Annotated in this window: 34 protein-coding genes; 30 read left to right on the top strand and 4 right to left on the bottom strand. The window is 63.0% G+C overall.

The window, feature by feature from the left end:
- Positions 1-23 precede the first annotated feature (23 nt).
- The 4 genes from BT108_RS05340 to BT108_RS05355 all read left to right on the top strand — a co-directional run bounded on the left by BT108_RS05340 (position 24) and on the right by BT108_RS05355 (position 2,276).
- The gene (locus tag BT108_RS05340) at positions 24-311 is read left to right on the top strand and encodes an XRE family transcriptional regulator (protein WP_072293503.1); all 288 of its coding nucleotides are present in this window, start codon (positions 24-26) and stop codon (positions 309-311) included.
- Positions 312-613: 302 nt separating this feature from the next.
- Entirely contained in the window at positions 614-1,177 is a 564-nt protein-coding gene (locus BT108_RS05345) for an NADPH-dependent FMN reductase (protein WP_072293504.1), read from the top strand.
- A 35-nt stretch (positions 1,178-1,212) separates the two neighbouring features.
- Positions 1,213-1,629 (top strand): hemerythrin domain-containing protein, encoded by a 417-nt coding sequence (locus BT108_RS05350; protein ID WP_072293505.1) that lies wholly within the window; start codon positions 1,213-1,215, stop codon positions 1,627-1,629.
- Between the two features lie 32 nt (positions 1,630-1,661).
- Positions 1,662-2,276 carry a hypothetical protein gene (locus tag BT108_RS05355; RefSeq protein ID WP_072293506.1) on the top strand — a complete coding sequence of 205 codons (615 nt, stop codon included), beginning with the start codon at positions 1,662-1,664 and terminating at the stop codon, positions 2,274-2,276.
- Between the two features lie 47 nt (positions 2,277-2,323).
- Here the strand turns inward: BT108_RS05355 and BT108_RS05360 are convergent, their stop codons facing one another.
- A complete protein-coding gene (locus tag BT108_RS05360; protein ID WP_072293507.1) occupies positions 2,324-2,737 on the bottom strand; it encodes a hypothetical protein in 414 nt (137 codons plus the stop codon).
- A gap of 129 nt (positions 2,738-2,866) precedes the next feature.
- On the bottom strand, positions 2,867-3,094 hold the full coding sequence (locus BT108_RS05365; RefSeq protein ID WP_072293508.1) for a hypothetical protein: 228 nt from the start codon (positions 3,092-3,094) through the stop codon (positions 2,867-2,869).
- 51 nt (positions 3,095-3,145) lie between these two features.
- Here BT108_RS05365 and BT108_RS05370 point away from each other — a divergent pair, with 51 nt between their 5' ends.
- The 26 genes from BT108_RS05370 (at position 3,146) to BT108_RS05485 (ending at position 23,191) form a co-directional block, all read left to right on the top strand.
- On the top strand, positions 3,146-3,550 hold the full coding sequence (locus tag BT108_RS05370) for a hypothetical protein (protein ID WP_072293509.1): 405 nt from the start codon (positions 3,146-3,148) through the stop codon (positions 3,548-3,550).
- The gene (locus BT108_RS05375) at positions 3,534-3,854 is read left to right on the top strand and encodes a hypothetical protein (RefSeq protein ID WP_143142405.1); all 321 of its coding nucleotides are present in this window, start codon (positions 3,534-3,536) and stop codon (positions 3,852-3,854) included. The genes BT108_RS05370 and BT108_RS05375 overlap by 17 nt, the downstream gene beginning before the upstream one ends.
- Positions 3,847-4,410, top strand: a complete 564-nt coding sequence (locus BT108_RS05380) for a terminase small subunit-like protein (RefSeq protein ID WP_072293511.1) — start codon at positions 3,847-3,849, stop codon at positions 4,408-4,410. Before BT108_RS05375 ends, BT108_RS05380 begins: the two co-directional genes overlap by 8 nt.
- Complete coding sequence (locus tag BT108_RS05385) at positions 4,407-5,660, top strand: PBSX family phage terminase large subunit (protein ID WP_072293512.1); 1,254 nt, start codon at positions 4,407-4,409, stop codon at positions 5,658-5,660. The genes BT108_RS05380 and BT108_RS05385 overlap by 4 nt, the downstream gene beginning before the upstream one ends.
- Positions 5,648-7,456, top strand: a complete 1,809-nt coding sequence (locus BT108_RS05390) for a portal protein (protein WP_255369629.1) — start codon at positions 5,648-5,650, stop codon at positions 7,454-7,456. The genes BT108_RS05385 and BT108_RS05390 overlap by 13 nt, the downstream gene beginning before the upstream one ends.
- A 77-nt stretch (positions 7,457-7,533) precedes the next feature.
- Entirely contained in the window at positions 7,534-8,283 is a 750-nt protein-coding gene (locus BT108_RS13510) for a hypothetical protein (protein WP_143142406.1), read from the top strand.
- Positions 8,280-9,086: a heparin lyase I family protein gene (locus BT108_RS05395; RefSeq protein ID WP_072293513.1), complete on the top strand. Its 807-nt coding sequence runs from the start codon at positions 8,280-8,282 to the stop codon at positions 9,084-9,086. Before BT108_RS13510 ends, BT108_RS05395 begins: the two co-directional genes overlap by 4 nt.
- A 161-nt stretch (positions 9,087-9,247) precedes the next feature.
- Positions 9,248-10,207, top strand: a complete 960-nt coding sequence (locus BT108_RS05400) for a hypothetical protein (RefSeq protein ID WP_072293514.1) — start codon at positions 9,248-9,250, stop codon at positions 10,205-10,207.
- A 13-nt stretch (positions 10,208-10,220) separates the two neighbouring features.
- Positions 10,221-11,492 (top strand): phage capsid family protein, encoded by a 1,272-nt coding sequence (locus tag BT108_RS05405; protein WP_072293515.1) that lies wholly within the window; start codon positions 10,221-10,223, stop codon positions 11,490-11,492.
- A gap of 94 nt (positions 11,493-11,586) precedes the next feature.
- Complete coding sequence (locus BT108_RS05410; protein ID WP_072293516.1) at positions 11,587-11,964, top strand: hypothetical protein; 378 nt, start codon at positions 11,587-11,589, stop codon at positions 11,962-11,964.
- A 6-nt stretch (positions 11,965-11,970) separates the two neighbouring features.
- A complete protein-coding gene (locus tag BT108_RS05415; protein WP_072293517.1) occupies positions 11,971-12,303 on the top strand; it encodes a hypothetical protein in 333 nt (110 codons plus the stop codon).
- Positions 12,300-12,920, top strand: a complete 621-nt coding sequence (locus BT108_RS05420; RefSeq protein WP_072293518.1) for a hypothetical protein — start codon at positions 12,300-12,302, stop codon at positions 12,918-12,920. Before BT108_RS05415 ends, BT108_RS05420 begins: the two co-directional genes overlap by 4 nt.
- Before the next feature lie 17 nt (positions 12,921-12,937).
- A complete protein-coding gene (locus BT108_RS05425; protein WP_072293519.1) occupies positions 12,938-13,834 on the top strand; it encodes a hypothetical protein in 897 nt (298 codons plus the stop codon).
- A gap of 4 nt (positions 13,835-13,838) precedes the next feature.
- A complete protein-coding gene (locus BT108_RS05430; RefSeq protein ID WP_255369630.1) occupies positions 13,839-14,165 on the top strand; it encodes a hypothetical protein in 327 nt (108 codons plus the stop codon).
- The gene (locus BT108_RS05435) at positions 14,156-14,401 is read left to right on the top strand and encodes a hypothetical protein (RefSeq protein ID WP_072293520.1); all 246 of its coding nucleotides are present in this window, start codon (positions 14,156-14,158) and stop codon (positions 14,399-14,401) included. The genes BT108_RS05430 and BT108_RS05435 overlap by 10 nt, the downstream gene beginning before the upstream one ends.
- Before the next feature lie 1,112 nt (positions 14,402-15,513).
- On the top strand, positions 15,514-15,687 hold the full coding sequence (locus BT108_RS13800; RefSeq protein ID WP_177257259.1) for a hypothetical protein: 174 nt from the start codon (positions 15,514-15,516) through the stop codon (positions 15,685-15,687).
- A 1-nt stretch (position 15,688) separates the two neighbouring features.
- On the top strand, positions 15,689-15,988 hold the full coding sequence (locus tag BT108_RS05440) for a hypothetical protein (protein ID WP_072293521.1): 300 nt from the start codon (positions 15,689-15,691) through the stop codon (positions 15,986-15,988).
- Between the two features lie 60 nt (positions 15,989-16,048).
- Entirely contained in the window at positions 16,049-16,594 is a 546-nt protein-coding gene (locus tag BT108_RS05445; protein WP_072293522.1) for a glycoside hydrolase family protein, read from the top strand.
- The gene (locus BT108_RS05450) at positions 16,591-18,630 is read left to right on the top strand and encodes a hypothetical protein (RefSeq protein WP_072293523.1); all 2,040 of its coding nucleotides are present in this window, start codon (positions 16,591-16,593) and stop codon (positions 18,628-18,630) included. The genes BT108_RS05445 and BT108_RS05450 overlap by 4 nt, the downstream gene beginning before the upstream one ends.
- Positions 18,631-18,678: 48 nt before the next feature.
- Positions 18,679-19,062: a hypothetical protein gene (locus tag BT108_RS05455; RefSeq protein ID WP_072293524.1), complete on the top strand. Its 384-nt coding sequence runs from the start codon at positions 18,679-18,681 to the stop codon at positions 19,060-19,062.
- On the top strand, positions 19,062-20,387 hold the full coding sequence (locus tag BT108_RS05460; protein WP_072293525.1) for a hypothetical protein: 1,326 nt from the start codon (positions 19,062-19,064) through the stop codon (positions 20,385-20,387). The genes BT108_RS05455 and BT108_RS05460 overlap by 1 nt, the downstream gene beginning before the upstream one ends.
- Before the next feature lie 31 nt (positions 20,388-20,418).
- Positions 20,419-21,003, top strand: a complete 585-nt coding sequence (locus BT108_RS05465; RefSeq protein WP_072293526.1) for a GNAT family N-acetyltransferase — start codon at positions 20,419-20,421, stop codon at positions 21,001-21,003.
- Complete coding sequence (locus BT108_RS05470; RefSeq protein WP_072293527.1) at positions 20,996-21,823, top strand: hypothetical protein; 828 nt, start codon at positions 20,996-20,998, stop codon at positions 21,821-21,823. Before BT108_RS05465 ends, BT108_RS05470 begins: the two co-directional genes overlap by 8 nt.
- Positions 21,824-21,884: 61 nt before the next feature.
- Positions 21,885-22,178: a hypothetical protein gene (locus BT108_RS05475; protein WP_072293528.1), complete on the top strand. Its 294-nt coding sequence runs from the start codon at positions 21,885-21,887 to the stop codon at positions 22,176-22,178.
- The gene (locus BT108_RS05480) at positions 22,178-22,366 is read left to right on the top strand and encodes a hypothetical protein (RefSeq protein ID WP_072293529.1); all 189 of its coding nucleotides are present in this window, start codon (positions 22,178-22,180) and stop codon (positions 22,364-22,366) included. The genes BT108_RS05475 and BT108_RS05480 overlap by 1 nt, the downstream gene beginning before the upstream one ends.
- Positions 22,367-22,450: 84 nt before the next feature.
- A complete protein-coding gene (locus BT108_RS05485; protein ID WP_072293530.1) occupies positions 22,451-23,191 on the top strand; it encodes a hypothetical protein in 741 nt (246 codons plus the stop codon).
- 41 nt (positions 23,192-23,232) lie between these two features.
- Here BT108_RS05485 and BT108_RS05490 read toward each other — a convergent pair whose 3' ends face one another.
- Together BT108_RS05490 and BT108_RS05495 are read right to left on the bottom strand one after the other, a co-directional pair.
- The gene (locus BT108_RS05490; RefSeq protein WP_072293531.1) at positions 23,233-24,381 is read right to left on the bottom strand and encodes a glycosyltransferase family 4 protein; all 1,149 of its coding nucleotides are present in this window, start codon (positions 24,379-24,381) and stop codon (positions 23,233-23,235) included.
- Positions 24,382-24,407: 26 nt separating this feature from the next.
- The gene (locus tag BT108_RS05495; protein ID WP_083566238.1) at positions 24,408-25,700 is read right to left on the bottom strand and encodes an O-antigen ligase family protein; all 1,293 of its coding nucleotides are present in this window, start codon (positions 25,698-25,700) and stop codon (positions 24,408-24,410) included.
- Positions 25,701-25,889 lie beyond the last annotated feature (189 nt).

A 25,889-nucleotide genomic window follows, 5' to 3' on the forward strand; every position in this document is an offset into this window, starting at 1 on the left:
TACAAAAGACAAGGAGTCGCAATATGAGCACGCTACGGACGGGATCGGCCTACAATGGCTTTCTGAAGCAGGAATCCGTTTTCCAGGACGCGCAGGCCATGCAGGCCGGCGCGATCAAGGAAGCCGTCGCCTGGCAGCTCGCCGAGGCGATGAAGGCGCAGTCGCTGACGAAGAGCCGGATGGCGACCATGCTGAAGACCAGCCGGTCGCAGGTGGATCGCCTGCTCGATCCGGGAAGCGACATTACCCTGTCGAGCCTGCAGCGCGCCGCCACCCTGGTCGGACGCAGGATCCAGATCGAACTGGTGTAGCGCCCGCCGCGAAGCCTTCCCGGGTGGGCTCGATCCCGGGGGCGAAACGGCTTCTTTCTCTTCCCGGCAGCCGCCTTCCCGCGCAGATTTCCGCCGTTCCGTCTTTCCGGCCGGGCCGGCGCGACGAAGCCTCCTTGCACCTGTCATGCCGGGCGCCACGATTCCGCCCCGGCGGCCCGCCGGCGAGGCATCCGGCGCGCCATGGCCGCACCCGTCCACATGGAGAGACGAAAGGGTATACAATACGTGGCAGCGACCCGCCTGCGCGCAGGGATGCGGCGCACCTTCATGCGGAAGAAGCCATGGCACTCAGGCTACACGTCATCATCTGCAGCACGCGCCCAGGCCGGGTGGGGCCTGCAGTCGCCGCGTGGTTCCACGAGCTTGCGCGGCAGGACGGCCGGTTCGAGGCGATCCTGGTCGATCTTGCCGAGTTCGGGCTGCCGGTGTACGACGAGCCGGAGCATCCCGTCCGCCAGGACTACCGGAACGATCATACCCGCCGATGGGCCGCCAGCGTCGCCGCTGCCGATGCGTACGCGTTCGTGACGCCGGAGTACAACTTCGGCCCCCCGCCTTCCCTCCTGAACGCGCTCAACTACGTCTACAAGGAATGGAACTACAAGCCCGCCGGAATCGTCAGCTATGGCGGCGTGTCCGGCGGGCTGCGTTCCGCCCTGATCGAGAAGCTGACCTTCACGACGTTGAAGATGATGCCGATGGTGGAAGCCGTGGCGGTGCAGAACGTGGCCGCCCGCCTCGACGGCACGGGAGGTTTCCTGCCGGACGAGCACCACGGCCGCGCGGCCGCGGCACTGCTGAACGAGCTGCACAAGTGGGCAGAGGCGTTGAAACCCCTGCACTAGCGGGGCGTCGCATGGCCGATCCCGGCATCCGCTGAATGCCCCGGCTGGGCGCACTGCTGGCGTTGTCGCGCGAGCACCATGGCTCGCTGGTGCTGGCGCGCGACGTGCGGCGCATGCTCGAGGCGAACGAGTCTCCCCCGGCGGGGGAGGTCGCCGCTGCGCTGGCGGCCGTGGAGGCGCACTGGCGCGCGGTACTGGTCGCGCACTTCGAACGCGAGGAGGCGTTGATCGACGTGGCGCAGGCGACGCTCGACCCGCATGCGGTGCGGCGGGTGCTGGCCGAGCACGCCGAATTGCGGGCGCTCGCCATGGGCGCGTGCGGACTGGATCCGGCAGCGCGCCTGCAGCGCTTCGCCGAACTCATCAGCGGCCACGTCCGCTTCGAGGAGCGCGTGCTGTTTCCGCAGCTGCAGCGCCATCCCGGCGTCGTCGGCGCGAATGCCGGGTCGTGATGCCATCATCATTCCGTGGAAAGGAGGTTCGCATGGATTTTCCCCATTTCTTCAGCCAGGCGCCCGTGGTGCGCACCCGGGACGCATTTGCCGAAACCCTGGGTGCCGCCCGTGAAGGCGTGCTGGAATATCGCTACGAGGACGCGGTGCGGCTGGCCGGCCACTCCTGTCCCACCGTCGCGGGCGCCTTCCTGATGGGCCGCGCGGCGCTGACGGCCCTCTACCCCGATGGTCCGGCCGAGCGCGGCGCGGTGGCGGTGCGCATGCCCGCGCCCGAGGACGACGGTACCACCGGGGTGACCGCGCAGGTGCTGACCCTGTTGACCGGGGCGGCGGCGGACAATGGGTTCCACGGCATCCAGGGACGCTTCCGGCGCAAGGGGCTGCTGAGCTTTGCCGAACGCCGCGAGGGAGAGGCGATCACCTTCACGCGCGTCGATACCGGCGCAGGGGTACAGGTCAGCCTCGACGTCTCCCTCATCCCCAGCGACCCCGCCCAGGGCGGCCGCCTGGCCGCCATCCTCCAGGGCAGCGCCGACGACGCGCAGCGGGCCGCGTTCGCGCACGCCTGGCAGGCGCGCGTGCGGCTGCTGCTGCTCGAATTTGCCGACGATCCGCGCGTGGTGCGGCTGGCTCCGCTGCAGTAGGATGGGCATCTTTCGCCTTCCCGCCAGCGGCGGAGGGCGAACACGCCTCAGGACAGGCCCCGGGTCCTGGAGCGCTTCCTGGAAGGCGACGGCCGCGCCGCCGGTTTCTCCGGCGGCACCACGCAGCGGTAGTGGAGCTCCACGGGCATCCACATCCCGAGCGTCAGCACGCCCGCGAGGTCATGCGCGAGGGAGCGGTGGAGGATCACGTCGCGGATGCCCTGGGTGCATTCCGTAAAGAGGATCCGGGGTTCGGCGGCACTGCCCCAGAAGCGGTCATGCACGATCACCCTGCGGTATTCCATGGCCTGCCCGCCGTATCCGGCAGGATCGGGCATCGGCGCGGCGAGCCGGAAGCGGGCGCATCCCGCCAGGAGCAGGACGCCGGCCGCGCAGGCGATGAGCCACGCGCGCGGGCGGTGGGGCGGGAAGCGGCCGGAAGTCGTCGCGTGGGAAGGCATGGGGCGGAAAGAAGCCGATTTCCAATGTTATCCCAATGCGCGGGCGCTGCAAACCGGGGCATGCACAAAAAAACTTGACAAATACCGGAAACGCCCTATAATGCGAATCCATACAGTGGATTTTTGTGCTCATAGGATATAGATTCCGAGTCGAATCCACACGGCCGCCTGGCTGTACGCCGGCCGGCCCGCCGTCTCCGCCCCGAGGTTGTCCACCGCAGGCGAGGGCGGTACCAGGAACCCGCGCTTCTCCCGGCAGAAGGCGGGTTTTTTGTTGCACCCTTCCTTTCCCGTGAAGGAAGCCGCGAACCCGCTCAGGCGGGTTTTTTTGTCTCGAAGATTCACAGGATCGTTCATTCCGGCCTGCCTCGCGCGGGCCTTTTCATTTGGAGATAGGAGATAGCATCGATGGTCGGTACTCCAGCGGTTACAGCGATCGTGATTGCGGTGCTCGTCGCACTGGCTTTTGGTGGAGGGTTCGCCCTCGGCGACTGGCGCGCCACCATGCAGATACAGCGGCTCCATAACGACAACGCGCTGCTGTCGGCTGCGAACGACCGGTGCGCCACCGACATCGAATCGGTGCGCTTTGCCCTGGATGCGCAGAAAGCGGCGGCAGTCCGGCGGGAGAAGGAGGCGATCCGGGCGATGCGGGAGGCAGGAAAAGTGGCGGCGGCCCATACGGCAAAGGCCAGGGCGATCCGGGCGCTGCCGCCGGTGGCGGATGTTTCTGCCGACGGGCAGTGCGAGGCCATTTTCAGGGAACAGCAGGAATACGTGCAGGATCGCCGTCGTCATGGCGCGTCGCAGTAGCAGGATGGCGGCACGGGTACTGGCCGTCGCGATGCTGGGCGGGTGCGCCGGCACGCCCGTCATCCAGACGCAGCTGCTGGAGGTGCCGGTGGCCGTTCCCTGCCGGGTGGAAACGCCGGCGGAGTGCAGTTCGGCGTATGCGGTCGACCGCGTCTCCGCCAAGGACGACGCTCTGGCCATCAACCGCGCCCTGCGCGTGGAAATCGAGGAGCGCGCCGCCTGCGAGGTCAGGCTGCTTGCCGCGGTGAAGGGCTGCAACGGTGCGCCCCGGCGGGAATCGGACCCTGAATCGGGCCATGAGTGAGCGCCGTTCCCGGCAAAAGTCGGCGGATGCGGGCAGGCAGCGCCCGGTTCGCGGAAGCAAAGCGCCTGCACCCGGTGCCCGCGAGCTGGTGGATGCGATCTGCGGCGGCATTTCCCTGGGCAGATCGGTGCGCGCGATGTGCGCGGAGACCGGTGTCAGCCAGCGGGTGCTGTGGAACTGGCTTGCGGGCGACGCGGGGCTGATGCGGCAGTATCAGCGCGCCAGGGAACTGGGCGTGGATGCCTACGCCGAGGAGATCATCGAAATCTCGGATGACGGGAGCCGCGACGTTTCCGTCGACGAGAAGGGAAGGGAGGTGACGAACCGCGAAATCATCGCGCGCTCTCAGCTGCGCATCGACGCGCGCAAGTGGTACGCAGCCAGGCTCGCACCGAAAAAATACGGGGACAGGCCATCCGGCGCCCGGTGGGACGAAGGGCAGGAAAAGCCGGCTGTTCACAGCGTCGAGGTGGCCTTTGTCGCGCCCTCCGGCGCGGGTGAGGAAGGCATGGGCCGCGGCTCCGGCGTACGCGATTCGCCCGCCGGGACGGCATGACCGTCTACCGGGCGGAATTTCCCGAGAAGCTCAGGTTCCTGTTCGAGCCCCACCGATACAAGGTGCTTTATGGCGGTCGCGGCGGGGCGAAGAGCTGGAGCGTCGCCCGCGCGCTGCTGATCCAGGCGGCGAAGGCGCCGCTGCGCATCCTGTGCGCGCGCGAGCTGCAGAGTTCCATCGCCGAATCGGTGCACCATCTGCTGCGCTCGCAGATCGCGGAGATCGGGCTGGAAGGCTTCTACGAGGTGCAGAACAGCGCCATTCACGGGCGCAACGGCTCCGAGTTCGTGTTCGCGGGACTGCGCAACAACGTCACCAAGATCAAGTCGTTCGAGGGCATCGACCGGGTATGGGTGGAAGAGGCCCAGGCAGTCTCGAAGGGCAGCTGGGAGGTATTGATTCCCACGATCCGCAAGGAGGGCTCCGAGATCTGGATCACCTTCAACCCGGAACTGGAGGCGGACGAGACCTACCGGCGCTTCGTGGCCGACCCGCCCGCCGGCGCCGCGGTCGTCCACGTCAACTGGGACGACAACCCATGGTTTCCCGAAACGCTGAGGCGGGAAAAGGACGAATTGAAGGCGCGCGACCCCGACGCCTACCGGAACATCTGGGAAGGCCGGTGCCGCGCCGCCCTGGACGGGGCCATCTATGCCCGTGAACTGCGGGTGGCGCAGGTGGAGGGGCGCATCGGGCGCATCGTCTATGACGCCGCGCGGCCGGTGCACACGTTCTTCGATCTCGGCTGGGCGGACAGCACCAGCATATGGTTTGCGCAAAGCATTGGGAGCGAATTCAGATTGATCGACTACTACAGCAACAGCCAGCTGCCGATACAGCACTATATCGGCGCCTTGCAGGAACGGGGGTACGTATACGGCACCGACTGGCTCCCGCACGACGCGCGCGCCAGGACGCTGGCGACGGGGCGCAGCGTGGAGGAGATCATGCTCGCGGCCGGTCGCCGGGTGAGGATCGTGCCCGACCTCTCCATCTATGATGGCATCAATGCCGCCCGCACGGTGTTCAACCGCTGCTGGTTCGACGAACACAAGTGCGTGGAAGGCCTGCAGGGCCTGCGGCGCTATCGCTACGACGTCGATCCCGCCACGGGCGGGTTCAGCGGGCGTCCGCTGCACGACCTCCATAGCCATGCGGCGGACGCCTTCCGCTACTTCGCGGTGGCCGCCGAGGACGACCGGCCAGGGGGCAGCGCCCGGGGCATCCGCATGAGGGGATGGCGCACATGATCCCGGGGCCGGCGGGCGCGGATGCGGAGGACATCGGGGCGGACATCTCGGTCGAGGCCTACAGCAGGATCTGCCGGGATATCCGCAGCCAGCCCGGATGGCGCCTGGATTCGGATACGGACTGCGACTACTACGACGGCGCACAGGTTGGCGTGGACGTCGTCAGGCGGCTCAAGGAAGCCGGCATCCCGCCGCAGGATTCGAACCTGATCAAGCCGACCATCAACGCCGTGCTGGGCATCGAGGCGCGCAGCCGCACGGACTACCGGGTCATGGCGGACGACGAGCGCCAGATGGAAATCGCCGAGGGGCTTTCCGCCCGGCTCAAGGAAGTCGAGACCGAGTCCCGTGCCGACCGCGCGATGTCGGATGCCTACTCCAGCATGATCCGCGCGGGGATCGGCTGGGTCGAAGTGTCGCGTGAATTCGATCCGCTGCGCTACCCGTACCGGGTGCGTGAAATCCATCGCAACGAGATCTGGTGGGACTGGTCGTCGAGGGAGCCGGATCTGTCGGATGCGCGCTACCTGCGCCGCGACAAGTGGGTGGATCGGGCGCAGGCCGCCCGGATGTTCCCGGAGCAGGACGCGCTCATCGCCGGCAGCTGGAGCGGCTGGAACCACCTGGACGTGTACGAGGGCGCCGACACGCGCATGGCCCGTGCCTGCGAGGTGGAGCAGGCATGGAACCAGTCCTGGGGACACCTCCAGGAGGAGTATCTCAATCGCGGCTCGGGCATGGTGCGCCTGTCGGAGTTGTGGTACCGCCACCTGGAAAATGCATACGTGCTGGTATTGCCGGATGGCCAGATGCTGGAATACCGCGAGGACAATCCCCATCACCAGGCGGCCCTGGGCGAGGGGCTGGTGCGTGCCCGCAGATGCCTGTTGCCGCGGATGCGGGTGTCGATCTGGCTGGGCCCGCACAAGCTGATGGACGTGCCCAGCCCGCTGCCCCACCGGGATTTTCCGTACGTGCCGTTCTGGTGCTTCCGCAAGGATCGCTCGCGCGCGCCGTACGGGCTGATCCGCGACATGCGCGGGCCACAGGACCAGATACTCGATCTGGATATCCTGCTGTACGAGGTGCTGAATTCGGTGAAGGTCGAGGTGGACAACGACGCCCTGGATCTGGCCCAGAACAGCTACCAGGAAGTGGCCCGCAACGTCGGCAGCCTGCGCTCGATGACGGTGCTGAACGCGCAGCGCAGGAACGCGGGCGGATTCAAGGTGACGCGCGAGCATGCGCTGGCGTCGCAGGTCTTCCAGCTGGTGGAGGAGCGCAAGCGCAGGATCGAGGCGGTGAGCGGCGTCTACCGGGCCATGCTCGGGGCTCACACGCAGGCGGCCAGCGGCATTGCCATCAGCAACCTGGTGGAACAAGGTTCCAGCGTGCTGGCGGAGCCCAACGACAACTTCCGCTACGCCCGCCGGCTGGTGGGGCAGCAGCTCCTGGCGCTCATCAGGCACGACCTGCTTGGCCGGCAGGTGGCATTTGCGGTCGGGCAGGGCGACGGTCGCAGGACCGTCTATTTCAACCGCGAGATCGAGACCCCTGCGGGAGCGGTGATCGAGAACGACGTCGAGACCGCCCGCGTCAAGGTCGTGCTGGAAGACGTGCCGGCCACGCCGACCTTCCGGGCGCAGCAGCTGCAGGCATTCGCCCGCATCGTGCAGGCCGCGCCGCCAGCGTACCAGGCGGTGCTGTACCCGGCGATGCTGGAGCTGTCGGACGTGCCGAACCGGCACGAGTTGGCGGAGCGGTTGCGGCAGATGACCGCACTGGCGGGGTCATGATGCGTCAGCGTGCCATGGCCGGAGAACAACGTGGATCATGAACATGGTCCGGGCATCAAACAACTGGAGGAATCGACATGATCAAATTTTTGTGCAATAGCTTCGTGGCTGGTCAATATTATGTTCCTGGCATGATTGCTGATTTTGAAGCAAACATTGAAAGGGACCTTATCACAGATGGAAATGCAATCAATCTTCCCTTGGTAACAGGATCCACTTGGGCGGAGAAGCCACATTTCACTTCAGTAGATGCAGGCACAGCCATAAGTCTAATTGATGTTGGAGGAGGTTCAACATGGGTGTCAACATATGCTGGATGGATTCCTCAGAATGGTATTGTGGTGTTGGCATCCAATTGGGGAACGGTGGCGTCTCCAGTCGGCTCGATAACAGGTGTCGCTAATGGATTGTTTCAGCCGATAGGTGGTGCAGGTTCTCTGGTTATTCCTGCTGGAATGCTACTGGAAAGTAGAGCAAAGCTTGAAATAGAGGCGTCGCTTCTTAGAATAGGAGCAAATGGTCCTTATACTGCTAATATCCATCTTGGTACTGCGGGAAATGTCAATGATTCGATCGTCTTTTCTGTAGCACCTGCAGCAACTAATAATCTTCATACACGAATATATTTGTCGCTCTGGTTCAATGAAGGAACTGTAACCACAGTAAGTTATCAGGCACCCGGTGCGTCAACTGCGGGTGCATTGCAAGATAAAGCAGCTAACATAGATCTGATGAAAGCCATGACAGTTTCGATTGGAATTCTGTCGGCGCATACGGCAGATCGAATCAACCTCGTCGGTTACTCAGTAAAATTGGTGATGATATGACTATAAATCCCAATATCATGAGAATCATCTCTTCTGAGATTCTTGAGGATCCGGCGCAGTACGCTAAAGAACGTTCGTACCCTGATCGAATCATGATGGTAGAAGATCCTACAGGATTGCGAGGTCAAGTTGTAAAGATACGTTTGGTGCGTGGCGACCCGATTATTGCAGGCTCCTATCGGGTTGAGTTGTCACGGGATTACTACACATCGGAGTATGCTCTAGGAACAGGAGGAGGATGGTACTGGTGGAGTTATATGCTTGACCCAGAATGGGCTGAAAAATTCAAATTATTGAAAGCTACGAATCCTCAATGGCAAGACTACAGCATTAATATTCAACAATTCAAGACTCGGAATACTGACAATTTTATCCATCCGAAATGGACTGTAGTGGTGAATGAGTTTGGCGTATGTCTGAGAAAATGGTCTCAATCTGATACACCAAAAAAATACGAGATTGTGGCACTCTGGCCAGTAGATTCACTCATCTGGCATGATGTCGTAAGCTATATATACTGGTCAACAGGGCGTGATGGAGTCTTTGAGTTATACCTGGACGACAAGCTAATTTATAGATATTTGGGGCCGACAGTCTATGAAGGAGTTACCCGCGGATGCTACTGGAAACAGGGAATATATGCTCCCGGAAGCTACCCTGCGGGTATAGATGATCTGACGATATATGCGCAGGGCCTCAGGCAGGTTTATCCAGCAGGGGGCAGCTATCTTGAATGTAGAACCGTACCGGCAAAATTCCCACCTCAAGTGACCCAGCTTAGAGTAAAAATGGATAAGATATAGATCGAATGAAGAGTCACTTGATGCAACCGCCTTCGGGCGGTTTTTTGTTTTCAGCCGCCTGAAACATCCGGACGGCTCGCGCTCACGGCGATACCGCAGTTTCATCAACCCCCGCTCAGGCGGCGTGCTCACGACGACACCGCAGTTGGAGGAGAAGGAAAATGGAAGTGGATCAGTTGACCAATGAACAGGTCGCAAGCCTGACGCCCGAGCAGGTCGAGCTGCTGGAGAATCATCCGGAGAAGCTGGCCGAGATTCTCGATGGACGGGAGCAGGCAGGGAATGACTCCGGGCAGGCATTGGCGTCCGGCGGCGAGGAGACGGGCGAGGCGGCTCCGGTCGTGCTGAACAAGAGCGGCAGGGGAATCATCCCCTACGAAAAGCACAAGGAGCTTCGGGTCGAGAACTCATCGCTGCGCGAGCAATTGCAGGCGGCGCAGGTGGCGCAGGCCGAGGCGGCCCGCAGGCTGGAGGAATTGCTCGGACGCAAGGAGCACGCCGCCGCGGAAGGGGAGGCGGAGGTCTCCGACGATGCGCTGGCGCGGCACCTTGCCACCCTCAAGGCCGAGATGCCCGGACTCTACCCGGTCATCGCCGCGGTGCTCGAGGGCGGCCGGAAGCAGGGAGAGGAACTCCGCAGGACGCTGGACGAACTGAAGCGCGAAAAGGAAGAAGCGGATCGCGTCCGTCAGCTCAGCGTGGCCGAGCAGGTGCAGGAGGCGAAGGAGAACAATCCCGACCTGGTTCATTGGGAGACGGCCGATCCGGAGGCCTGGGAGGAGGCGCTGCGCCAGGACGAGATACTCCGTACCGGCGGCAGGTGGGCGAACAGGCCCTACGCCGAGCGGTTCGAGGAAGTCGTCCGCCGCGTGCGCGCCATTCTGCCCCAGGCTTCGAAAACGCAGGCACAGTCCGATCCGGAGCGAATCAGGGCCGAGGCGAAGGCCAGGCTCGACAAGGCTCCGGAGAGGAGACCCGTAACCCTATCGGATATCCATGGCGGGGCAAACCCGGCCTCCGAGCGCGAGCAGATCGAGAACCTGGACGCCCTGACACTGGCCCAGAGACTCATGAAGATGCCCGCGCACCAGGCGGCGGCCATGCGAGCCGATCTTGACTGAAGGAATGAACTAAATGGCTGAAACAATCGTAGCGAGCGGCAGCTCCATCGCCGTCAAGCATTACAGCGCCGCGCTCCTGGCCAACACGCTGAAGGGGGCCTCCGCCATCGAGAACCTGGTGGGGCCGGTCGAGCCGACCGCGGCGATGGAAAAGATCGCGGGACAGACCCAGCCCGGCATGCCACTGGTGCGCATCGATAACCTGGCCAAGAGCGCCGGCGACATCGTCTCGCTGGATCTGGTGGACACCATCGGCGGCGAGCCCCTGATGGGGGATGTCGACCGTGAGGGCAAGGGCAGCGCCCTGTCGTTCTCGTCCATGGACATCCGCATCGATCTCGCCAGCAAGGTGATCGACGCGGGCGGCAGCATGTCGCAGCAGCGCACCAAGCACAACCTGCGCGAGATCGCGCTGGCCCAGCTGTCGGGCTATTTCCCGCGGCTCGATACGCAGGAATCCCTGGTGCATCTGGCCGGCGCGCGCGGTTCCCAGTCGGGTACCGACTGGACCATTCCGCTGCAGTCCAGCCCGAAGTTCGCCGAGATCATGGTCAACCCCGTGAAGGCCCCCACCTATAATCGTCATTTCGTGGTGAACGGCGCCCAGTTGACCGCAGGCGGCCAGCAGCTGGGGGCCATCGTCTCCACCGACATGCTGAAGCTGTCCCATCTGGACCTGCTGCGGCGGCGCCTGGACGACATGGATCAGCCGCTCCAGGCCGTCAGGCTGGCGGGCGACCGCGCGGCGCAGACCTCGAAGATGTGGATATTCCTGGCGACGCCGAACCAGTACTCGGTGCTGCTGACGGAGGGTTCCCTGCGGGCATTCCAGCAGAATGCGGTCAACCGCGCTGCCTACTTCGACACCCGCCATCCGCTGTTCGCCGGCGAGGTCGGCATGTGGAACGGCATCCTGGTGATCAAGAACGAGCGTGCCATCCGCTTCCTGCCGAACGAGACGACGCGGATCGTCACGGCGGCCAACGCGGCGACCGCCACCGAGACCAACCAGATCGTCAATGCGGGCCTGGCGGGCGGTTACGCCGTGGAGCGCGGCCTGCTGCTCGGCGCCCAGGCGCTGGGTGTCGCCTACGGCCGTACCCGCATTTCCGGCCTGCAGTTCGGTTGGAAGGAGCACTGGTACAACTTCGAAAGCAATCTTGAGGTCATGGGCGAGAAGGTCTGCGGCAAGGCGAAGGTGCGCCTCTCCGTCGACGACGGCACCGGCGCCAAGGTTCCGACCGACTTCGGCGTGATCGCGGTCGACTCCACCGTGCCGCTCTGAGGCGGACGGCGGCGAGAAAGACAGGCGCGCAAACCCCCTCGTATGATACCGGCGGGCGGCCCACACGGGCCGCCCTTTTTCTTTGGAGTGCGACATGCCGCATGTGAAATACATTGGTTCCTGCGACAAGACGGACAGCATAGACCGGCTCGGCCTGCACTGGAAGCCGGGCCAGGTGAGGAACGTGACGGCCGAGGCCGCCGAGAGACTGCTGGCGTTTTCCGACACCTGGGTGCGCGAGAAGGAGGGAGTCTCGCGCCGTTCCCGGACGGGCAAGCCGGTCGGCCTGGCCGCGGAGGCGGCGACGGTCGAAGAGCCCCTGCCAGTGATCGATTTGCATGGCATGAGCAAGGAGGCCATGATCGAGTATGCCGAGCGCACCTACAACGAGCGCCTGGACCGGCGCCTCGGCGAGGATGCCGTCCGGCACAGGCTGGTCGGTCTGCTCGCGGCGCACCACGCGGCAGCCTGAGCGCCCATGGCCTTCACCTACCAGGATGTCCTCGATCTGGCGAGGATACCGCTCAACGACGAGGACAGGGTGCGTCATCCGGATGGCCGGCTGCTGTCGTACGCGCGCCAGGCGGTGCTGCAGATGCGGAGGCGGCGGCCGGATCTGTTCATCGGGAGGTTCGGCGATCTGCCGGATGGTACCGAGAGTGCGGGAAGCATGCTTCCCCTGCCCGCCGAATACGCGCAGCTGGTGGCGGACTACGTCACCGCCAGGGCGGAGATGGTGGACGACGAGCACGCCGGTTCGGGCCGGGCGGCGCTGTTCATACGGCTGTACGGCATGGAGGTCGGGCCGTGAAGCCATGGCGCAGTTTTCATGATCTGGTGGCCCCCGATCTGCCCGGCTGCCCGCCCGAGGCGATCGATCACGCGCTGCGCCGGGCAGCCGCCGCGTTTTTCGAGCTGTCGATGGCCTGGCGATTCGACCATCCCGGCATCGCCGTGGAAGCGGGCGTGGCGGAATATGCGCTCGTTCTTCCTGAGGATGCCGTGGCCGCCTGTGTCCTGCGTGCCGCGCTCGACGGCATGGAGATCGGCTTCGTCGTGGATGGCCACGCTCCGGCGCGGTGGGATCGGCCTGCGCCGATCCATGGGCCGGTGCGCATTTCCGGCAGCGCCACCTCAGTGAAGCTGGCGCCGGAACCTCGCGCTCCGGGCCTCCTGGCACTGGAAGTGGCGCTGAAGCCTGCCATGGCCAGCGCCGGGATCGACGATGCCCTGTTCGAGGCGTTTCGCCAGCCCATCGCGCATGGTGCCCTGGCGGAGCTGATGCTGTCGCCGGCAAAGCCCTACACCCATGCACAGCTGGCCGCGCACCACCAGCGCCGGTTCGAGGCCGGCACGGCAGCGGAGGGGCTGCGCGCCGCCCGCGGATTCGGGCGCAGCGCGCTGCGAACGTCGGTCATGGCGCGGTAAGCGAGGGGACAGCGGCAATGGGACTCAGATTCTCGAATTTCGGGCGGGCGCAGATCGGTTCCGCGCCCGAGGGCGCCACCGGCCTGCAGTTCTCGGTGGAAGCCGGCAAGGGCATTCTGTTTCCGTCTCTGGGCACCGGTGACTACTTCTACGGAACGTTCAAGGACGCGTCCGGCAACCGCGAGATCGTCAGGATCGAAGCCCGCAACGGCGACACCTTCACCATCCCGGTGGGCGGACGGGGATTGGACGGCACCACGGCCAGGACCTGGGCAGCGGGCGACCATTTCGTAGCCGGCATCACCCGGCTGGCGCTGGAGGAATCGCTTTCCAATCCGAATCTCGCCGCGCTGGGGTCGCTCGCGGCGTCGGCGGATACCCTGCCGTATTTTTCCGGGGCCGGCATCGCGGCGCTGACCAGCCTGAGCGGTTTTGCGAGAACCCTGCTGGATGACGCCGCTGCGGGCGAAGCGCGCGCCACGCTGGGCGCAGCTCCATCGGATCTGATTCCCGCCGGCAGCGTCATGGCCTTTTTCCAGGCGACGGCACCGGTCGGCTGGACGCAGGTCGTTGCGCATCACGACAGGGCGATGCGGATCGTGAACGGGCCGGGGGGCGGCACGGGAGGGTCGGTAGCCTTCACCGCGGCATTCACGGTGCAGGCCGTGAACGGCGTCAATAGTGCCACGACGCTGACGGAAGCCCAGATACCTGCACATCAGCATACATTTTATATAGGTTCTGGAGCAGGTAGCGTTCTGCCAGATTACAACCCTCCCGATGGAAACAGCATGAATGCATTGGCATACACAAACTTTACTGGCGGAGGCGGTGCCCATAACCATAGCTTCACGGGCACGGCCATAGATCTGTCGGTACGATATGTCGATGCCATACTTGCGAGCAAGGACTGACGTGATGGATATACGGATTGCGGATTGCCCCCTGGGCGCGAAATGCGAGGAAATCAGGATGGAAGGCACTCCCGTGCTTCATCGCTGCCCCTGGTACGTCGAGATTCGCGGCGTCGATGCGAATACGGGAAAGGAGACCGCCGACTGGGGTTGCGCCATCGCCTGGCTGCCCGCCCTCATGATCAATGCCGCCAATGAGTCGCGCAAGGGGGCGGCGGCCACCGAATCGTTCCGCAACGAGATGGCCCGGCAGGGGCGGAAGACGCGGGAAGCCATGCTGGCGCCGGGTCATCGCACGCTGCCTCATGGGGGAGCCGAGGCATGCGAGTGACGATCGTGCGGGATGACGGCGTCGTGGGAGTGGACGGCGTATTCAGGAGGATCGACTTGTCAGCGCTGCCGCCGGGCGTGCGGGCGGTGCAGTGGGATGGAATGCAAGGCCACGTCGAGTACGACGACGTGGCCAATACCCGGCTGGATACGCTGTCGGAATTCCAGTGGGCGGTGGATCGCTGGCTGGCGGCACCCTTTCCCTTTGCGCCGTCTGGCGCCGGAGATGGCGTGTGACCAGGTGTTCGTGGGTTCATGAGGCCGCGCAAGCGGCCTTTTTCATGGGAGCAGGGGTAGGATGGGTGGAGTGAAACGCAACCCATCAGGTAGTAACCCATCACGGAAAAAGGGTGGCAGCCCATCGTTTCCTCAAGCGGGATTTTGATGGGTTACGCTGCGCTCCACCCATCCTACGGATGTGGCGGAAAGCGAGGTGGATTTGATGGGTTACGCTGTGCTCCACCCATCCTACGGGTGGGGCGGAAAGTGGGGGTGGATTTTGATGGGTTGCGCTGCGCTCCACCCATCCTACGGGCGGGGCGGAAAGCGGGGGTGGATTTGATGGGTTGCGCTGCGTTGATCCATCCACGGGTGGGGCGGAAAGCGGGGGTGGATTTGATGGGCTGCACTGCGCTCACCCATCCTACGGGCGGGGCGGAAAGCGGGGATGGATTTGATGGGTTGCGCTGCGCTCACCCATCCTGCGGATGTGGCGGAAAGCGGGAGTGGACTTTGATGGGTTGCGCTGCGCTCCACCCATCCTACGGGTGGGGCGGAAAGCGGGGATGGATTTGATGGGTTGCGTTTCACTCCACCCATCCTACGGATGTGGCGGAAAGCGAGGGTGGATTTGATGGGTTGCGTTTCACTCCACCCATCCTACGGGTGGGGCGGAAAGCAGGGATGGATTTGATGGGCTGCGCTGCGCTGGCCCATCCTGCGGATGTGGCAGAAAGCGGGGGTGGATTTTGATGGGTTGCGCTGCGCTGGCCCATCCTACGGGTGGGCGGAAAGCGGGGATGGATTTGATGGGTTACGCTGCGCTCCACCCATCCTACGGGTGGAGCGGAAAGCGGGGGTGGATTTGATGGGTTGCGCTGCGCTCACCCATCCTGCGGATGGGGTGGAAAGTGGATTTGATGGGTTACGCTGCACTCCACCCATCCTACGGATGTGGCGGAAAGCGAGGGTGGATTTGATGGGCTGCGCTGCGCTCACCCATCCACGGGTGGGGCGGAAAGCGGAGGTAGGATGGGTGGAGTGAAACGCAACCCATCATCTCCCTGAAAATCCGTGCCGCTTTCTTTCCCCGGCAATCTTCGATGAATCTTTTTCTATGGAGGCCGGCAATGACTCGATTTCGAAGAGGATACAACAGGGAAGAGGTTGCGCGGCGATACGCGGGAGCCGAGGCGGAAGCGGACAGATTTCTCGACAGGCTGCGTTATTCCCGATGGACCGCCGCGATACTGTACGGGGTGATCGCGGTGGTCATTCTTTCATTCCTGGGGAGCGTGCACTGACATGACGGACATGGAAAAACCCATCAAGATCGAGCGGCGGCGGGGGCCGTCCACTTCCACGCTTTCGTTCGGGGGCGTGATCGCGATCATCAGCCTGCTGGCATCCGGCGTGGCCACTTACAACGCGGTGCAGAACGACATCGCGAGCCTGAAGCGGGGAGAGCACTACCAGGAAAGGGTCAACGAGCACCTGACCGAGGAAATCCGCTCCATCCGCATCGAGCAGAGGGAAGCGGCAAAGGAGCTCAACGAGAAGCTCGACCGGATCATCGAACAATGGCCTCGCGGCAAGAGGCAGTAGAAGTTCCGGCGGGTGGTCGCTCCAGGCGCTTAATCTTGCCTTTTTCCAGGATGAACCCCCATGCATGATGTTTCTCCACTCCGGGTACGTTCCGCGGTCGCGGTGATGGTGCTCGCCGCCTCGACGCTCGTGGGAATCGCCGTGCACGAAGGGTATCGCGACGAGGCCTACATTCCGGTGGCGGGCGACGTGCCGACCATCGGCTTCGGCGCTACCGGCGGCGTGAAGATGGGCGACAGGACGACCCCGGAGCGCTCGCTGGTGCGCCTGCTCGACGAAATCGAGGGTGTGTATGCGGCCGGTGTGAAGCGCTGCGTCACGGTGCCGCTGTACCAGCACGAGTATGAGGCCTACGTGTCGCTGGCATACAACATCGGGATCGGCGCCTTCTGCCGCAAGGCGAAGCCGGGCAGGCCTCCCAACCTGATCGACCTGATCAATGCGGGGCGCTACGAGGAAGCCTGCCAGCGCATCGAGGCCTTCAACAAGGGGCCCGATGGCAGGGGGGGCAGGAAAGTGCTGCCGGGGCTGGCGAAGCGGCGGGCGGAGGAGCGTGCCATCTGCGAGGGACGGCGGCTTGCCGAGCCGCTGGATGGCGCCGCGTGACGGCCTTCCGCATCGCCGGTTTTTCCGGCCTCGTTCCGCGCCTGGCACGGCAGCTGCTGGCTCCGAACCAGGCCCAGGTGGCGACGAACTGCATCCTGACCTCCGGCGACCTGCGTCCCAGGAATGCTCCCCTGCACGTTTTCACCCCTGCCATCCAGGGGGAGATACGCTCCATGTTCCGCCTGGAGAAGGACGGCAACGAGAAGTGGCTTGCATGGAATCGGGAAGTGGACGTGGCGCGCTCCCCGGTGGCGGGAAACGAATCGCAGCGGTTCTACTATACCGGCGACGGCGAGCCGCGCGTCTCGGACTACGACACGGCGACAGCGGGTGCCGGCCCCCATCCCTCTGGGTGCCATGTCCTGGGCGTGACTCCGCCCGCGGCCGCTCCCGCCGTTCTGCCTGCCGGCGGGAGCGGCGCCACCGTTTCCCGATCGTACGTATACACCTTCGTGACGGCATGGGGAGAGGAGTCCGCGCCATCCCCCGCGTCGGCGGTGACGACCGGGCGGATCGACGATACCTGGCTGCTGTCCGGAATGGATGCGGCGCCGCCCAACGGCGGCATGGTATCCGGCGCGGTGCGCAATGCACCGGCGCCCGGCTGCGTGACCGTGGCCCTGGATACCGTCTTCGGCCTGCGCCCGGGCGAGACCGTCACCTTCGCCGCCGTGGCGGGCATGACCGACCTGAACGCGACGTTCGAGCTCGCGCGGGTCGATGCCGATACGGCCAGGGTGATCGTCATCCTGTCCACCGGGCAGGCGTACGAATCAGGCGGTACATGGACGCGGGCCGCGCCGCACAACACGCTGGGCATGAACAAGCGCATCTACCGCACGCTGACGAGCGCGAGCGGCACCGAGTACCACTATATCGCGACGGTGACGGCGGCCACGCCGACGTATGCCGATGCCGCGAGCGAGGCCGACGCGGCACTGGGAGAAATCCTGCCGTCCGGGGGCTGGCTGATGCCGCCCGCGGGCATGCGCGGCATCGCCATCATGGCGAATGGCATCGCCTGCGGCTTCGTCGGCAACGAGATTTGCTTCTCCGAGCCCTTCCGGCCGTACGCCTGGCCGCTCGCCTACCGCCAGACATATGACGAAGACATCGTGGCGATCGGGATCAACGGCACCACTCTGGTGGGAATGACGAAAGGCAACCCGTTCACCATCACCGGCGTGGAGCCGATGACCATGGGCGGCGGCATGGAGAAGCTGGGAGTGGCCTGGCCGTGCCTGGCCAAGCGGGGCGTGGCGGGCTTTGCCTTCGGAATGGGCTACCCCGCGCCGCAGGGTCTGGTGATCGCGGGAGGCGGATTCAGCGACGTCGTGACCAAGGATCTGTTCACGCAGAGGGAGTGGCTGGCGCTCAACCCCGGGAGCTTCATCGCGGCCTCCGCGGACAATCGCTACTATGCCGGGTACGCGGTGGACGGCAGCTCGCTCATGCTGGTGATCGACAAGGCCGAGACTGCGTCGTTCGTCAAGGTGAACCAGAGAATCACCGCCATCTGGGCCGATCCCCGCACGGGCGAACTGTACGTGGCGACGGACGGCAGGATATGCCGATGGGAAGGCGATACGGGCACGAAGCTGGCCTATGAGTGGAAAAGCAGGAAATTCATCCTGGCCGCACCGCTGAACTGCGGCACGGCGAAAATCGATGCGGACTTCGAGATGACGGAGGAGGAACAGAGGAACGCGCGTCACGCGCGGCAGGCCATCGTCGCCTCGAACCAGGCGTTGATCGATGCCTGCGGGTTGAACGACGCCATGGCCGAGCAGCCGCTCGCGGAACACGAGGTCGGCGGGGACGGGATGCTGCCTTTGCCGCCCCTGTCCATCGACCAGTTGCAGTTCCAGCTCTGGGCGGACGGCAGGCTCAGATTCTCGAGGCAGGTGGCCGACAGCCGGGCATTTCGACTCCCCTCCGGCTACAAGGCCGACAACCTGGAAATCGCGCTGTCCGGCAATGTGAAGGTGACGGGCGTAGTGCTGGCCGAGACGATGGATGGGCTGAAGCAAGCGTAGATTCCGGGCCTGCGCCGGGGGCAGGCGGCTTTTCAATAGGAGGACGGCATGGCGAAGTGGGTGCATTCCGACGTACTGGACGGGGGGTTGAACGCGATCAGGGGCGGCGCCGCCCGCATGCTCCTGATCAAGGCATACGCGGCGGGAGACAGCTATGCCACGGTCGCCGGCAATGCCATCTGCACGATCACGATGGCTCCCGGCGATTTCACCCTGTCCGGTGCGCCCGGCAATCCACGGGTATGCACAGTGGCCGCGAAGAGCGGCACCGCATCCGCCGGTTCCGGCCCGGCGCCGGACCTGCACATCGCCTTCACGGATGGATCTGCGAAGGTGCTGTGGGTGACCGACGAGACCAGCGACCAGGTGGTGACGGGCGGCAACACGATCGGTTTTCCGAGCATCACCTATACCGCGAATCAGCCGATCTGATGGCGCAGTTCGCTTCGGATGGTTTTGCCGGTGCGGGCGGAACGGATCTGTCGGCCCACGATTCCTCATGGGTGCGGCATTCCGGGTCGGCCATTTCATCCGTGCTGATCGACGGGCGAGTGCGCGGAAACGGTTCCGGCGTGTCGCTCTATTATCATTCCGGCCAGCCGGCATCCGCCGACTACGCCGTCTCGGCCGACATCCACGAGATGTCGGACGCCGCCTACGGGGCGGGCGTGGTGGCGCGGTGCCATCCGGCCGAGCAGACGTACTACATGGCGCGATGGTACACATCCGATCATCCGGACAGTGTCCAGCTGTACAAATTCGTATCGGGTGTCGCGACCCTGCTGGGAAATCCCGCGTACGACCTGGAGACGGGGACGTCCGCCTCCATCAGGCTGGAGTGCGTGGGCAACCAGCTCAGGGTGTATCTGCGCGGCAGCGGCACGGCAGCGATCAGCGTGACCGACGACTCGATCCCGGCAGCGGGGCATGCCGGGATTCGCATGGGATATGCGGGCTGTGCGCCGGCGTCGGATACGGCCTGCCTGCACCTGGATAATTTTCGGGCCGCCGATGTCGTGACGCATGTCGATCCGGCGCCTGCCGCCGCGATCCAGGCGATGGGCAGTTCCGTGGCGGCAATCGTCCAGGGCCATGTCCTGGCGGTTGCAGGCGCCGCTCAGGCTGGCATGGGTGGAGATGCCGCCGTTTCCCGCGGGCTGGCGCTGTCCGGAACGCCATCCGGGCAGCACGGCGGGAGCATGGCGGAAGCGATCACGCAAACGCACCTGCTGGCGGGAATGGGAACGGTGCAGGCGGTCGCCAGCAGTTCCGCGGCGATGGAGTCCGCAGCGGCCGGTATCCTGCGGATCGTGGTATCGATGCAGATCAATGCGTCGATCACCGCCGCCGTCACGCAGATGCACCTGCTGGAAGGGGCGCATGCCGCGGGGCGCGTCGCCGGCGGGGTCGGCGCGATACAGCGTGGTACCGGAGCTCTCGCCGCCGCGCCGTGCGTGCAGGTGGAGCACTGCGAGGCCCTTCCCGTGTCCCAGATCGGGATCATCCAGGAGCCCCCGGGCCATGGGGACACGGCCGCCCGCGGCAAGAAGCCCGGGGTTCCCGGCGGTGCGCCGGAATGGCTCAAGACGACGCTCGAAATCCTGACGGGGCGGCGTGGCAACCGGATCTCGATTCCCGGATTCCAGCATCTCTCATTTTCCGATACTCCGACCAGAACGGAATGCGAGGCGCTGTATCGATACACCAATACCGTGCGGCAAGCAGTGGAGGAGATCGTGAGCAGACTGGATAGCTAGAATGAACAACGAGTTATTGGATATTCTTAAAATGAACATCGGGATTCCGCTCAGCCCCGAGGCCGCCGCCGACATTCTGATGGCGGCAAACCGGCTGCCGGCGCTGGTCCCGCTGGAAGCCCTGGAAGGGATTCCCCTCTGCCTTGCAGAAAATGGATCAGTCTTCGCACGGGAACGCATCGCCGACATCGTGGAAGAGATCCGCCCCCTGCACCAGGCTCACTGGAATGAAACCGAGGGCCACCGGCACGGCCTCGCATTCGACCCCGGCTATGCAGCGTTCATCCGATACGAGCAGGCCGGGCGGTACGTGCTGTTCACATTGCGGCAGCAGGATCGGCTGCTGGGGAATTGTGCCCTGTATCTGGACAGATCGGCGCATACGCAATCGCTCATTGCAACGGAAGATACCCTGTTCCTGCTGCCTGAAGCGCGTATCGGAACGACGGCAAGGCGCTTCGTGGCTTATGTCGAGGATGCCCTGCGCCTGCTGGGAGTGAGAGAAGTCGAAATCTCGGTGAAGACCGTGAACCGGGCGGAGCGGTTTTTCCGGTTCCTGGGGTATCGCCGCGTGGAAACCGGCCTGACCAAGATACTGGAGGCAGACAATGTGTAGTTCGAAACCCCCGAGACCCGATCCGCTCATCGGCCAGGCGGCCCTCTCCAATGCGGAGCTTGCCAGGGAGATGGCCGGCATCGCGAGAGAGCAGCTCGCGTGGGAGAAGGATCGTGCCGCGAGGCAGGATCCGCTGCTGGAGCGGATCGTCGATCAGCAGATCGCAGCGGGTGATGCGAATGCCGAGCGGGCCGAGTCCCAGTGGGAGATCTACCGCAGCCTGTTCGCCCCGCTGGAGGAGCGGATGGTGGCGGATGCCGCCGGGTACGATGCTCCCGAACGCAAGGAACGGATGGCAGGCGAGGCGGCCGCGGATGTCTCGCGAGCCTATCGGGGCGCGCTCGAATCCGGCCAGCGCGCGCTGGCGCGGCTGGGCGTCAGCCCTGATTCGGGACGCTTCCAGGCCCTGAGGCACGAGACCGATCTCGGACTTGCCCGCGACGCCGCCGGCGCGATGAACAAGGCACGGCGGGATGCCGAGCTGCAGGGCATGGCGATGCGCGAGGGTGCGGCGAAGTTTGGCCGCAACATGCCGAGCACCGGGCTTGCGGCCGACGCCGCATCGCTTGGCGCGGGCAGCGCCGCTGCCCAGAACATGGCGACCGGCGCCGGATTGCACCAGGCTGGCGCGAACGCCGCACGCGCCTGGTTCGGCAATGCGGCCGACGCCAACGCGTCCGCCGGCAACCTGGGCCTGGGGCAATACCAAGGACAGCTCGATGCATGGCGCCAGGCCAACCAGAATGCGATATCGGGGGCCATGGGCCTGGGAAGCCTGCTCGGGCAATTGGGCTCATCCGTCATTTCCCGGAAGCTCTGAATTGACAACTCCATGATGTACATATAATGTACATGTACACATTCATGACTGGAGGAGGCCCATGGCGGCAGCCGTTGAAAGAATCGTGGTTCAGGCCACGGCCAGCGAGAAACGGAGGATCACCCTCAAGGCGAGAAAGCTGGGGCTTCCGGTGGCGGAACTGATGCGGCGCGGCGCTACGGCGTACGAGCCCGCGCAGGTGGACGAGGAACTCGCGATACTGGCCGACAGGGCCAAGGCGGCCGCGGATCGCGCCTCCGCTTCGATCGACGAAATGCTGGCATTCGTGGAAGCCAGCAACAGGCGGATCGCCGCGATGGAAGCCGCAACCGCAAATCGCAACAAGAGTACCTGATGGGCATCACCGAACGCGTGTGGGATGCTCTGACCTCCATGATCAAGCTGGAGGACAGGGTTGCCCGTCAAAGCGCGACGATCAAGGCCCAGCAGGACAAGATCGAGAATCTCACCGAGCGCGTGATCAGGCTCGAGACGACGCTCGAGCTGCTCATGCGGGCGAGCGAGACCCGGAAGCTCAAGTAGCGCTGCGTCGGACGAACCGTTGGAAGCGGCGGGGGCCTGCCGCACGAAGCGGCGCGGGAGAGGGAAGGGGAAGGAGGAGAGGGCATGTTCAATTTTGGTGCATTTGCAGGCGGACTGGCGCAGGGAATGCGCAGCGGCCAGGATATGGCGCTCCGGCAGGAGCAGGCGACACGGGCACGTGAGCGGCTCCAGGCCGCCAATGATGAAATCATCTCCGGCTGGGCAAAAGCCGGGGCCGATCGGCCGCTCCCGGAATTCTCCACGGGATCGGCACGCATCGGGCATGGGATGCGATCCGTGACGCGATCCGTTCCCGAAGGGATTGATGAGGGTGAACGGGGTGGACCGTTCCGTTCCGCGAGGGAGGCGGCATCAAGCTCCCACAGGGAGGGACTGGGGGATGCGCACAAGGCGCCCGGCATCACGGAAAGCCGTGCGCCCGTGACGATGGAGGCGGACGAGGCGATCGCCCGTCGCCTGCTGACCGGCAATCTTCTCGGGGATCCGGAGGAGATGACGCGGATGGCCGGCATCTACCGTAAGCATGGCCTTTCGGCGGCGATGACGCCGTGGCTGAACGAAGCCTGGGGGGCGGGAAAAATGCATATTCCCGAAGCGCTCGGCATGCTGCTGGCCAGGGACGCAAAAGGAGCCAGGGCGGCCTTGAAGGCGGGTGGCATCGAATTGAGGGAAACCCCTTTTCCGCTCGATCCAGATGACATGACGGGGAAATGGAAATTCAGCTTTGCGGATGGATCCGAGCGGAGTATCGATTTGAGACAATTGGCGAGGAGATTTTTTCCTTCTTCAATATTGCTGGGGTAAAGAATTTGGAAATGGTCTCATGTTCAAAGGTTAGGTCTCTTCTATGATTTATTAAATTCAATCAATATTTCATGTAACAGACCAAATACTTCTTTGGAATATCTCTCTCGATTAAACCGTTCCCTGGCCCATGTTTGGGCAGCTGAACCTATCCTGCGTCTTACTATAGGGTTGTTATAGAGATATTCTATTTTTTCAGAAAGATCATCTTTGTTTCCAGGTTGATACAATAATCCTGTATCGCCATTTTTAATCAGTTCTTTTGTTCCCCCACTATTTGTACCTACTACCGGCTTCCCGGCCAGCATCGCTTCCACTGTTACACGTCCAAAGGCTTCAAAACGTGAACATACAAGTACTATATCCACCGAATGGATAAGAGGTAACGGGTTATCCACATAGCCATGAAAAATTATTTGCTTTTCAATACCATAATACTTAACTAATTCAGTTAGATATCTATGAAATTTTTTGTTTCCGGTGCCAACAATTGATAATTCAATATTAATACCGCGATGTATGAGTTTTGCTAAGGCCATTATTGCTTCATCTTGGCCTTTCGGCGGTTGGAGTGATCCCACTATAATGCATTTGAGATTATTTTTGGGGGAAGTGTCCTGTAAAGAATCTTGCGAGATTCGAGGTAGTGTTACTGATTGATTAATAACGCGTAGTTTATTTTTTGAAATATAACTAGAGTACTCTTCTTCTACTGTACATGATACGCAAATAACTCGAATAGAAAAATATCCTAATAAGTAGGGAGCCAGATTACCAAGATCAAATAATTTATTATGGCAATATGATGCTTCATGTATATGACATACATGGGGTATGTTTATCAAATGTGCTGCAAATATACCTACACCAACAGTAGAGGTATTTGTGTATATGATATCGCATTGCCAACGAGTGACTATTCTTGCGACAGGAGCTATCCAGAATAGTGTCTTTAAAATTCTTATTATACGGCGAAAAATTGGTGGAGGTCTGAGTCCAGAAGCCCAATGAGGATAAGGTATTACGTGCCATTCAATTCCTAATTGGTCGAATGTCTTTAGTAATATCCCTTTCTTGGGAACAAGAACCTTACACTCAATACCTAAGTCTGTCAGCCCCTTCAATAATTCTAGCAAGGCTAGCTCTGCTCCATATCTATCTGCAGAATGCGATATGAAGCATATGCGCATTTAATGATCCCTCATTTCAAAATGGATCACGAGATATTTTCTCTCCGCCCAACAACACCGATTGCAGTCATGGCAAGCAACAGGTAGAGATTCTGCCTGAATATGACCAGCACGTCGGTCGTGCCGAACAATAGAATGAAGCATGCATAGGCAGTCCCGATGGTCGCCAGTCCGCATCCCTTCAATGTCCTGAGCCAGCTCCAGAGGAAGAACGCGTACGCCGACATTCCGAGCATGCCCATCTGCATGCCGATCTCCACCCAGTCGTTGTGGTAGTGATAGGTTTGCAGAAAGTCGGGCAGATCCTTGTAGAGTCCATCCTTGTAGGTTTCGACGGTGGCGTCGAAATAGGGCGCGGCCATCCCCATGCCATGGCCCTGCACGGGTTTTTGGGCGATCCCGTGCAGGCCCACGTCCCAGATTGCCAGGCGATAGCCCAGGCTGGTGCCGTACTTGCCTTGTGCAGACAGTTCGATGTCGTCCATGGCCTGGATGAATCTCTGCTGAAAGGTGTCGCTATGATAGATGAGCAATGTGACACCGGCAAGTAGAATTGCTGAGATGGCAAGGAGGCGCCTGAGCTGCCTCCCGTGCAGCAGGAAGATCAGCAGCGCCAGCGAGGCAAGGGTGGCGACGAGGAGTCCGCGGCCATTCTGGCTGAATTGGATGAGCAGCAGCAGGATCGCCGCTAGCCAGAACCATGGCCGCATCCGTGCTTCCTTCCAGGTGCCGGCGAAGTAGGCGGCCAGTATGACCCCGATTCCCAGCATCGCGGAGAAGTCGAGGTAGGTGATCCCCAGGGGTGGAATGCCTTGCGCATTTTCCGCGATCCGCTGGTGCAGGCCGATGAGCAGGGTGCAGCCATACCCCGCGAGCGCACCGCCTATCGCCCAGGAAAGGCGTGGCGGGGTGAGGATGGCGAAATAGGGAATGAAGATCAGGCAGGCGGCGTACCGGTTCCATACCTTGAACCCCAGGCGGGCGTCGCCCCACGAGATGCCCAGCGCCAGCACGCCGCACAGGGCGAGCATTCCCAGTACCAGCGGTTCCCTGGCGGTCTCCCGGAACCGGGAGAGGCCGCCGTCCAGGACCCACGCCAGGACCAGGATGTAATAGGCATACAGGCTCAGTCCCTTGCTCCACAGGGCGATGCCGAAGTAGAACAGCGCAGACTTCGCCAGGATGCCGCGCCAGTCGGGCGCATCCTGCGCCCGGCGCAGCGGGACGACGGAATGATTGTCCCGACGGTGTTTCTCGCCGCCGGCTTCCGCCTCGGCGTTGCCGTGAACCTGGGCGTTCGTGGCTGATTGCGCGTTCATTGGCTACGGGTATCCCTGCCGGCCGGTGACGAAAGATGGCGGAATGTCATGAAATGGAAAAGCTTGAGGTGTAGGCTGATGCCGTACGGTAAGCCATGCGCGAGCGGCGGGGATCGAGGGGATTTTTCCGCAGGCGTGGCGGGACGGCTAGTACCTGAGTCCAATTGTCCGTATGAGTGAAGCACGTAA

It is taken from the genome of Nitrosovibrio sp. Nv17 (genome assembly GCF_900119085.1).
Taxonomy (GTDB): Bacteria; Pseudomonadota; Gammaproteobacteria; order Burkholderiales; family Nitrosomonadaceae; genus Nitrosospira.

Excerpts from the sequence above, each read along its gene's own strand:
- BT108_RS05340 (WP_072293503.1), top strand. The coding sequence starts at position 24 with ATGAGCACGCTACGGACGGGATCGGCCTACAATGGCTTTCTGAAGCAG.
- BT108_RS05345 (WP_072293504.1), top strand. The coding sequence starts at position 614 with ATGGCACTCAGGCTACACGTCATCATCTGCAGCACGCGCCCAGGCCGG.
- BT108_RS05350 (WP_072293505.1), top strand. The coding sequence starts at position 1,213 with ATGCCCCGGCTGGGCGCACTGCTGGCGTTGTCGCGCGAGCACCATGGC.
- BT108_RS05355 (WP_072293506.1), top strand. The coding sequence starts at position 1,662 with ATGGATTTTCCCCATTTCTTCAGCCAGGCGCCCGTGGTGCGCACCCGG.
- BT108_RS05360 (WP_072293507.1), bottom strand. The coding sequence starts at position 2,737 with ATGCCTTCCCACGCGACGACTTCCGGCCGCTTCCCGCCCCACCGCCCG.
- BT108_RS05365 (WP_072293508.1), bottom strand. The coding sequence starts at position 3,094 with ATGAACGATCCTGTGAATCTTCGAGACAAAAAAACCCGCCTGAGCGGG.
- BT108_RS05370 (WP_072293509.1), top strand. The coding sequence starts at position 3,146 with ATGGTCGGTACTCCAGCGGTTACAGCGATCGTGATTGCGGTGCTCGTC.
- BT108_RS05375 (WP_143142405.1), top strand. The coding sequence starts at position 3,534 with ATGGCGCGTCGCAGTAGCAGGATGGCGGCACGGGTACTGGCCGTCGCG.
- BT108_RS05380 (WP_072293511.1), top strand. The coding sequence starts at position 3,847 with ATGAGTGAGCGCCGTTCCCGGCAAAAGTCGGCGGATGCGGGCAGGCAG.
- BT108_RS05385 (WP_072293512.1), top strand. The coding sequence starts at position 4,407 with ATGACCGTCTACCGGGCGGAATTTCCCGAGAAGCTCAGGTTCCTGTTC.
- BT108_RS05390 (WP_255369629.1), top strand. The coding sequence starts at position 5,648 with ATGGCGCACATGATCCCGGGGCCGGCGGGCGCGGATGCGGAGGACATC.
- BT108_RS13510 (WP_143142406.1), top strand. The coding sequence starts at position 7,534 with ATGATCAAATTTTTGTGCAATAGCTTCGTGGCTGGTCAATATTATGTT.
- BT108_RS05395 (WP_072293513.1), top strand. The coding sequence starts at position 8,280 with ATGACTATAAATCCCAATATCATGAGAATCATCTCTTCTGAGATTCTT.
- BT108_RS05400 (WP_072293514.1), top strand. The coding sequence starts at position 9,248 with ATGGAAGTGGATCAGTTGACCAATGAACAGGTCGCAAGCCTGACGCCC.
- BT108_RS05405 (WP_072293515.1), top strand. The coding sequence starts at position 10,221 with ATGGCTGAAACAATCGTAGCGAGCGGCAGCTCCATCGCCGTCAAGCAT.
- BT108_RS05410 (WP_072293516.1), top strand. The coding sequence starts at position 11,587 with ATGCCGCATGTGAAATACATTGGTTCCTGCGACAAGACGGACAGCATA.
- BT108_RS05415 (WP_072293517.1), top strand. The coding sequence starts at position 11,971 with ATGGCCTTCACCTACCAGGATGTCCTCGATCTGGCGAGGATACCGCTC.
- BT108_RS05425 (WP_072293519.1), top strand. The coding sequence starts at position 12,938 with ATGGGACTCAGATTCTCGAATTTCGGGCGGGCGCAGATCGGTTCCGCG.
- BT108_RS05430 (WP_255369630.1), top strand. The coding sequence starts at position 13,839 with ATGGATATACGGATTGCGGATTGCCCCCTGGGCGCGAAATGCGAGGAA.
- BT108_RS05435 (WP_072293520.1), top strand. The coding sequence starts at position 14,156 with ATGCGAGTGACGATCGTGCGGGATGACGGCGTCGTGGGAGTGGACGGC.
- BT108_RS13800 (WP_177257259.1), top strand. The coding sequence starts at position 15,514 with ATGACTCGATTTCGAAGAGGATACAACAGGGAAGAGGTTGCGCGGCGA.
- BT108_RS05440 (WP_072293521.1), top strand. The coding sequence starts at position 15,689 with ATGACGGACATGGAAAAACCCATCAAGATCGAGCGGCGGCGGGGGCCG.
- BT108_RS05445 (WP_072293522.1), top strand. The coding sequence starts at position 16,049 with ATGCATGATGTTTCTCCACTCCGGGTACGTTCCGCGGTCGCGGTGATG.
- BT108_RS05455 (WP_072293524.1), top strand. The coding sequence starts at position 18,679 with ATGGCGAAGTGGGTGCATTCCGACGTACTGGACGGGGGGTTGAACGCG.
- BT108_RS05460 (WP_072293525.1), top strand. The coding sequence starts at position 19,062 with ATGGCGCAGTTCGCTTCGGATGGTTTTGCCGGTGCGGGCGGAACGGAT.
- BT108_RS05465 (WP_072293526.1), top strand. The coding sequence starts at position 20,419 with ATGAACATCGGGATTCCGCTCAGCCCCGAGGCCGCCGCCGACATTCTG.
- BT108_RS05470 (WP_072293527.1), top strand. The coding sequence starts at position 20,996 with ATGTGTAGTTCGAAACCCCCGAGACCCGATCCGCTCATCGGCCAGGCG.
- BT108_RS05475 (WP_072293528.1), top strand. The coding sequence starts at position 21,885 with ATGGCGGCAGCCGTTGAAAGAATCGTGGTTCAGGCCACGGCCAGCGAG.
- BT108_RS05480 (WP_072293529.1), top strand. The coding sequence starts at position 22,178 with ATGGGCATCACCGAACGCGTGTGGGATGCTCTGACCTCCATGATCAAG.
- BT108_RS05485 (WP_072293530.1), top strand. The coding sequence starts at position 22,451 with ATGTTCAATTTTGGTGCATTTGCAGGCGGACTGGCGCAGGGAATGCGC.
- BT108_RS05490 (WP_072293531.1), bottom strand. The coding sequence starts at position 24,381 with ATGCGCATATGCTTCATATCGCATTCTGCAGATAGATATGGAGCAGAG.
- BT108_RS05495 (WP_083566238.1), bottom strand. The coding sequence starts at position 25,700 with ATGAACGCGCAATCAGCCACGAACGCCCAGGTTCACGGCAACGCCGAG.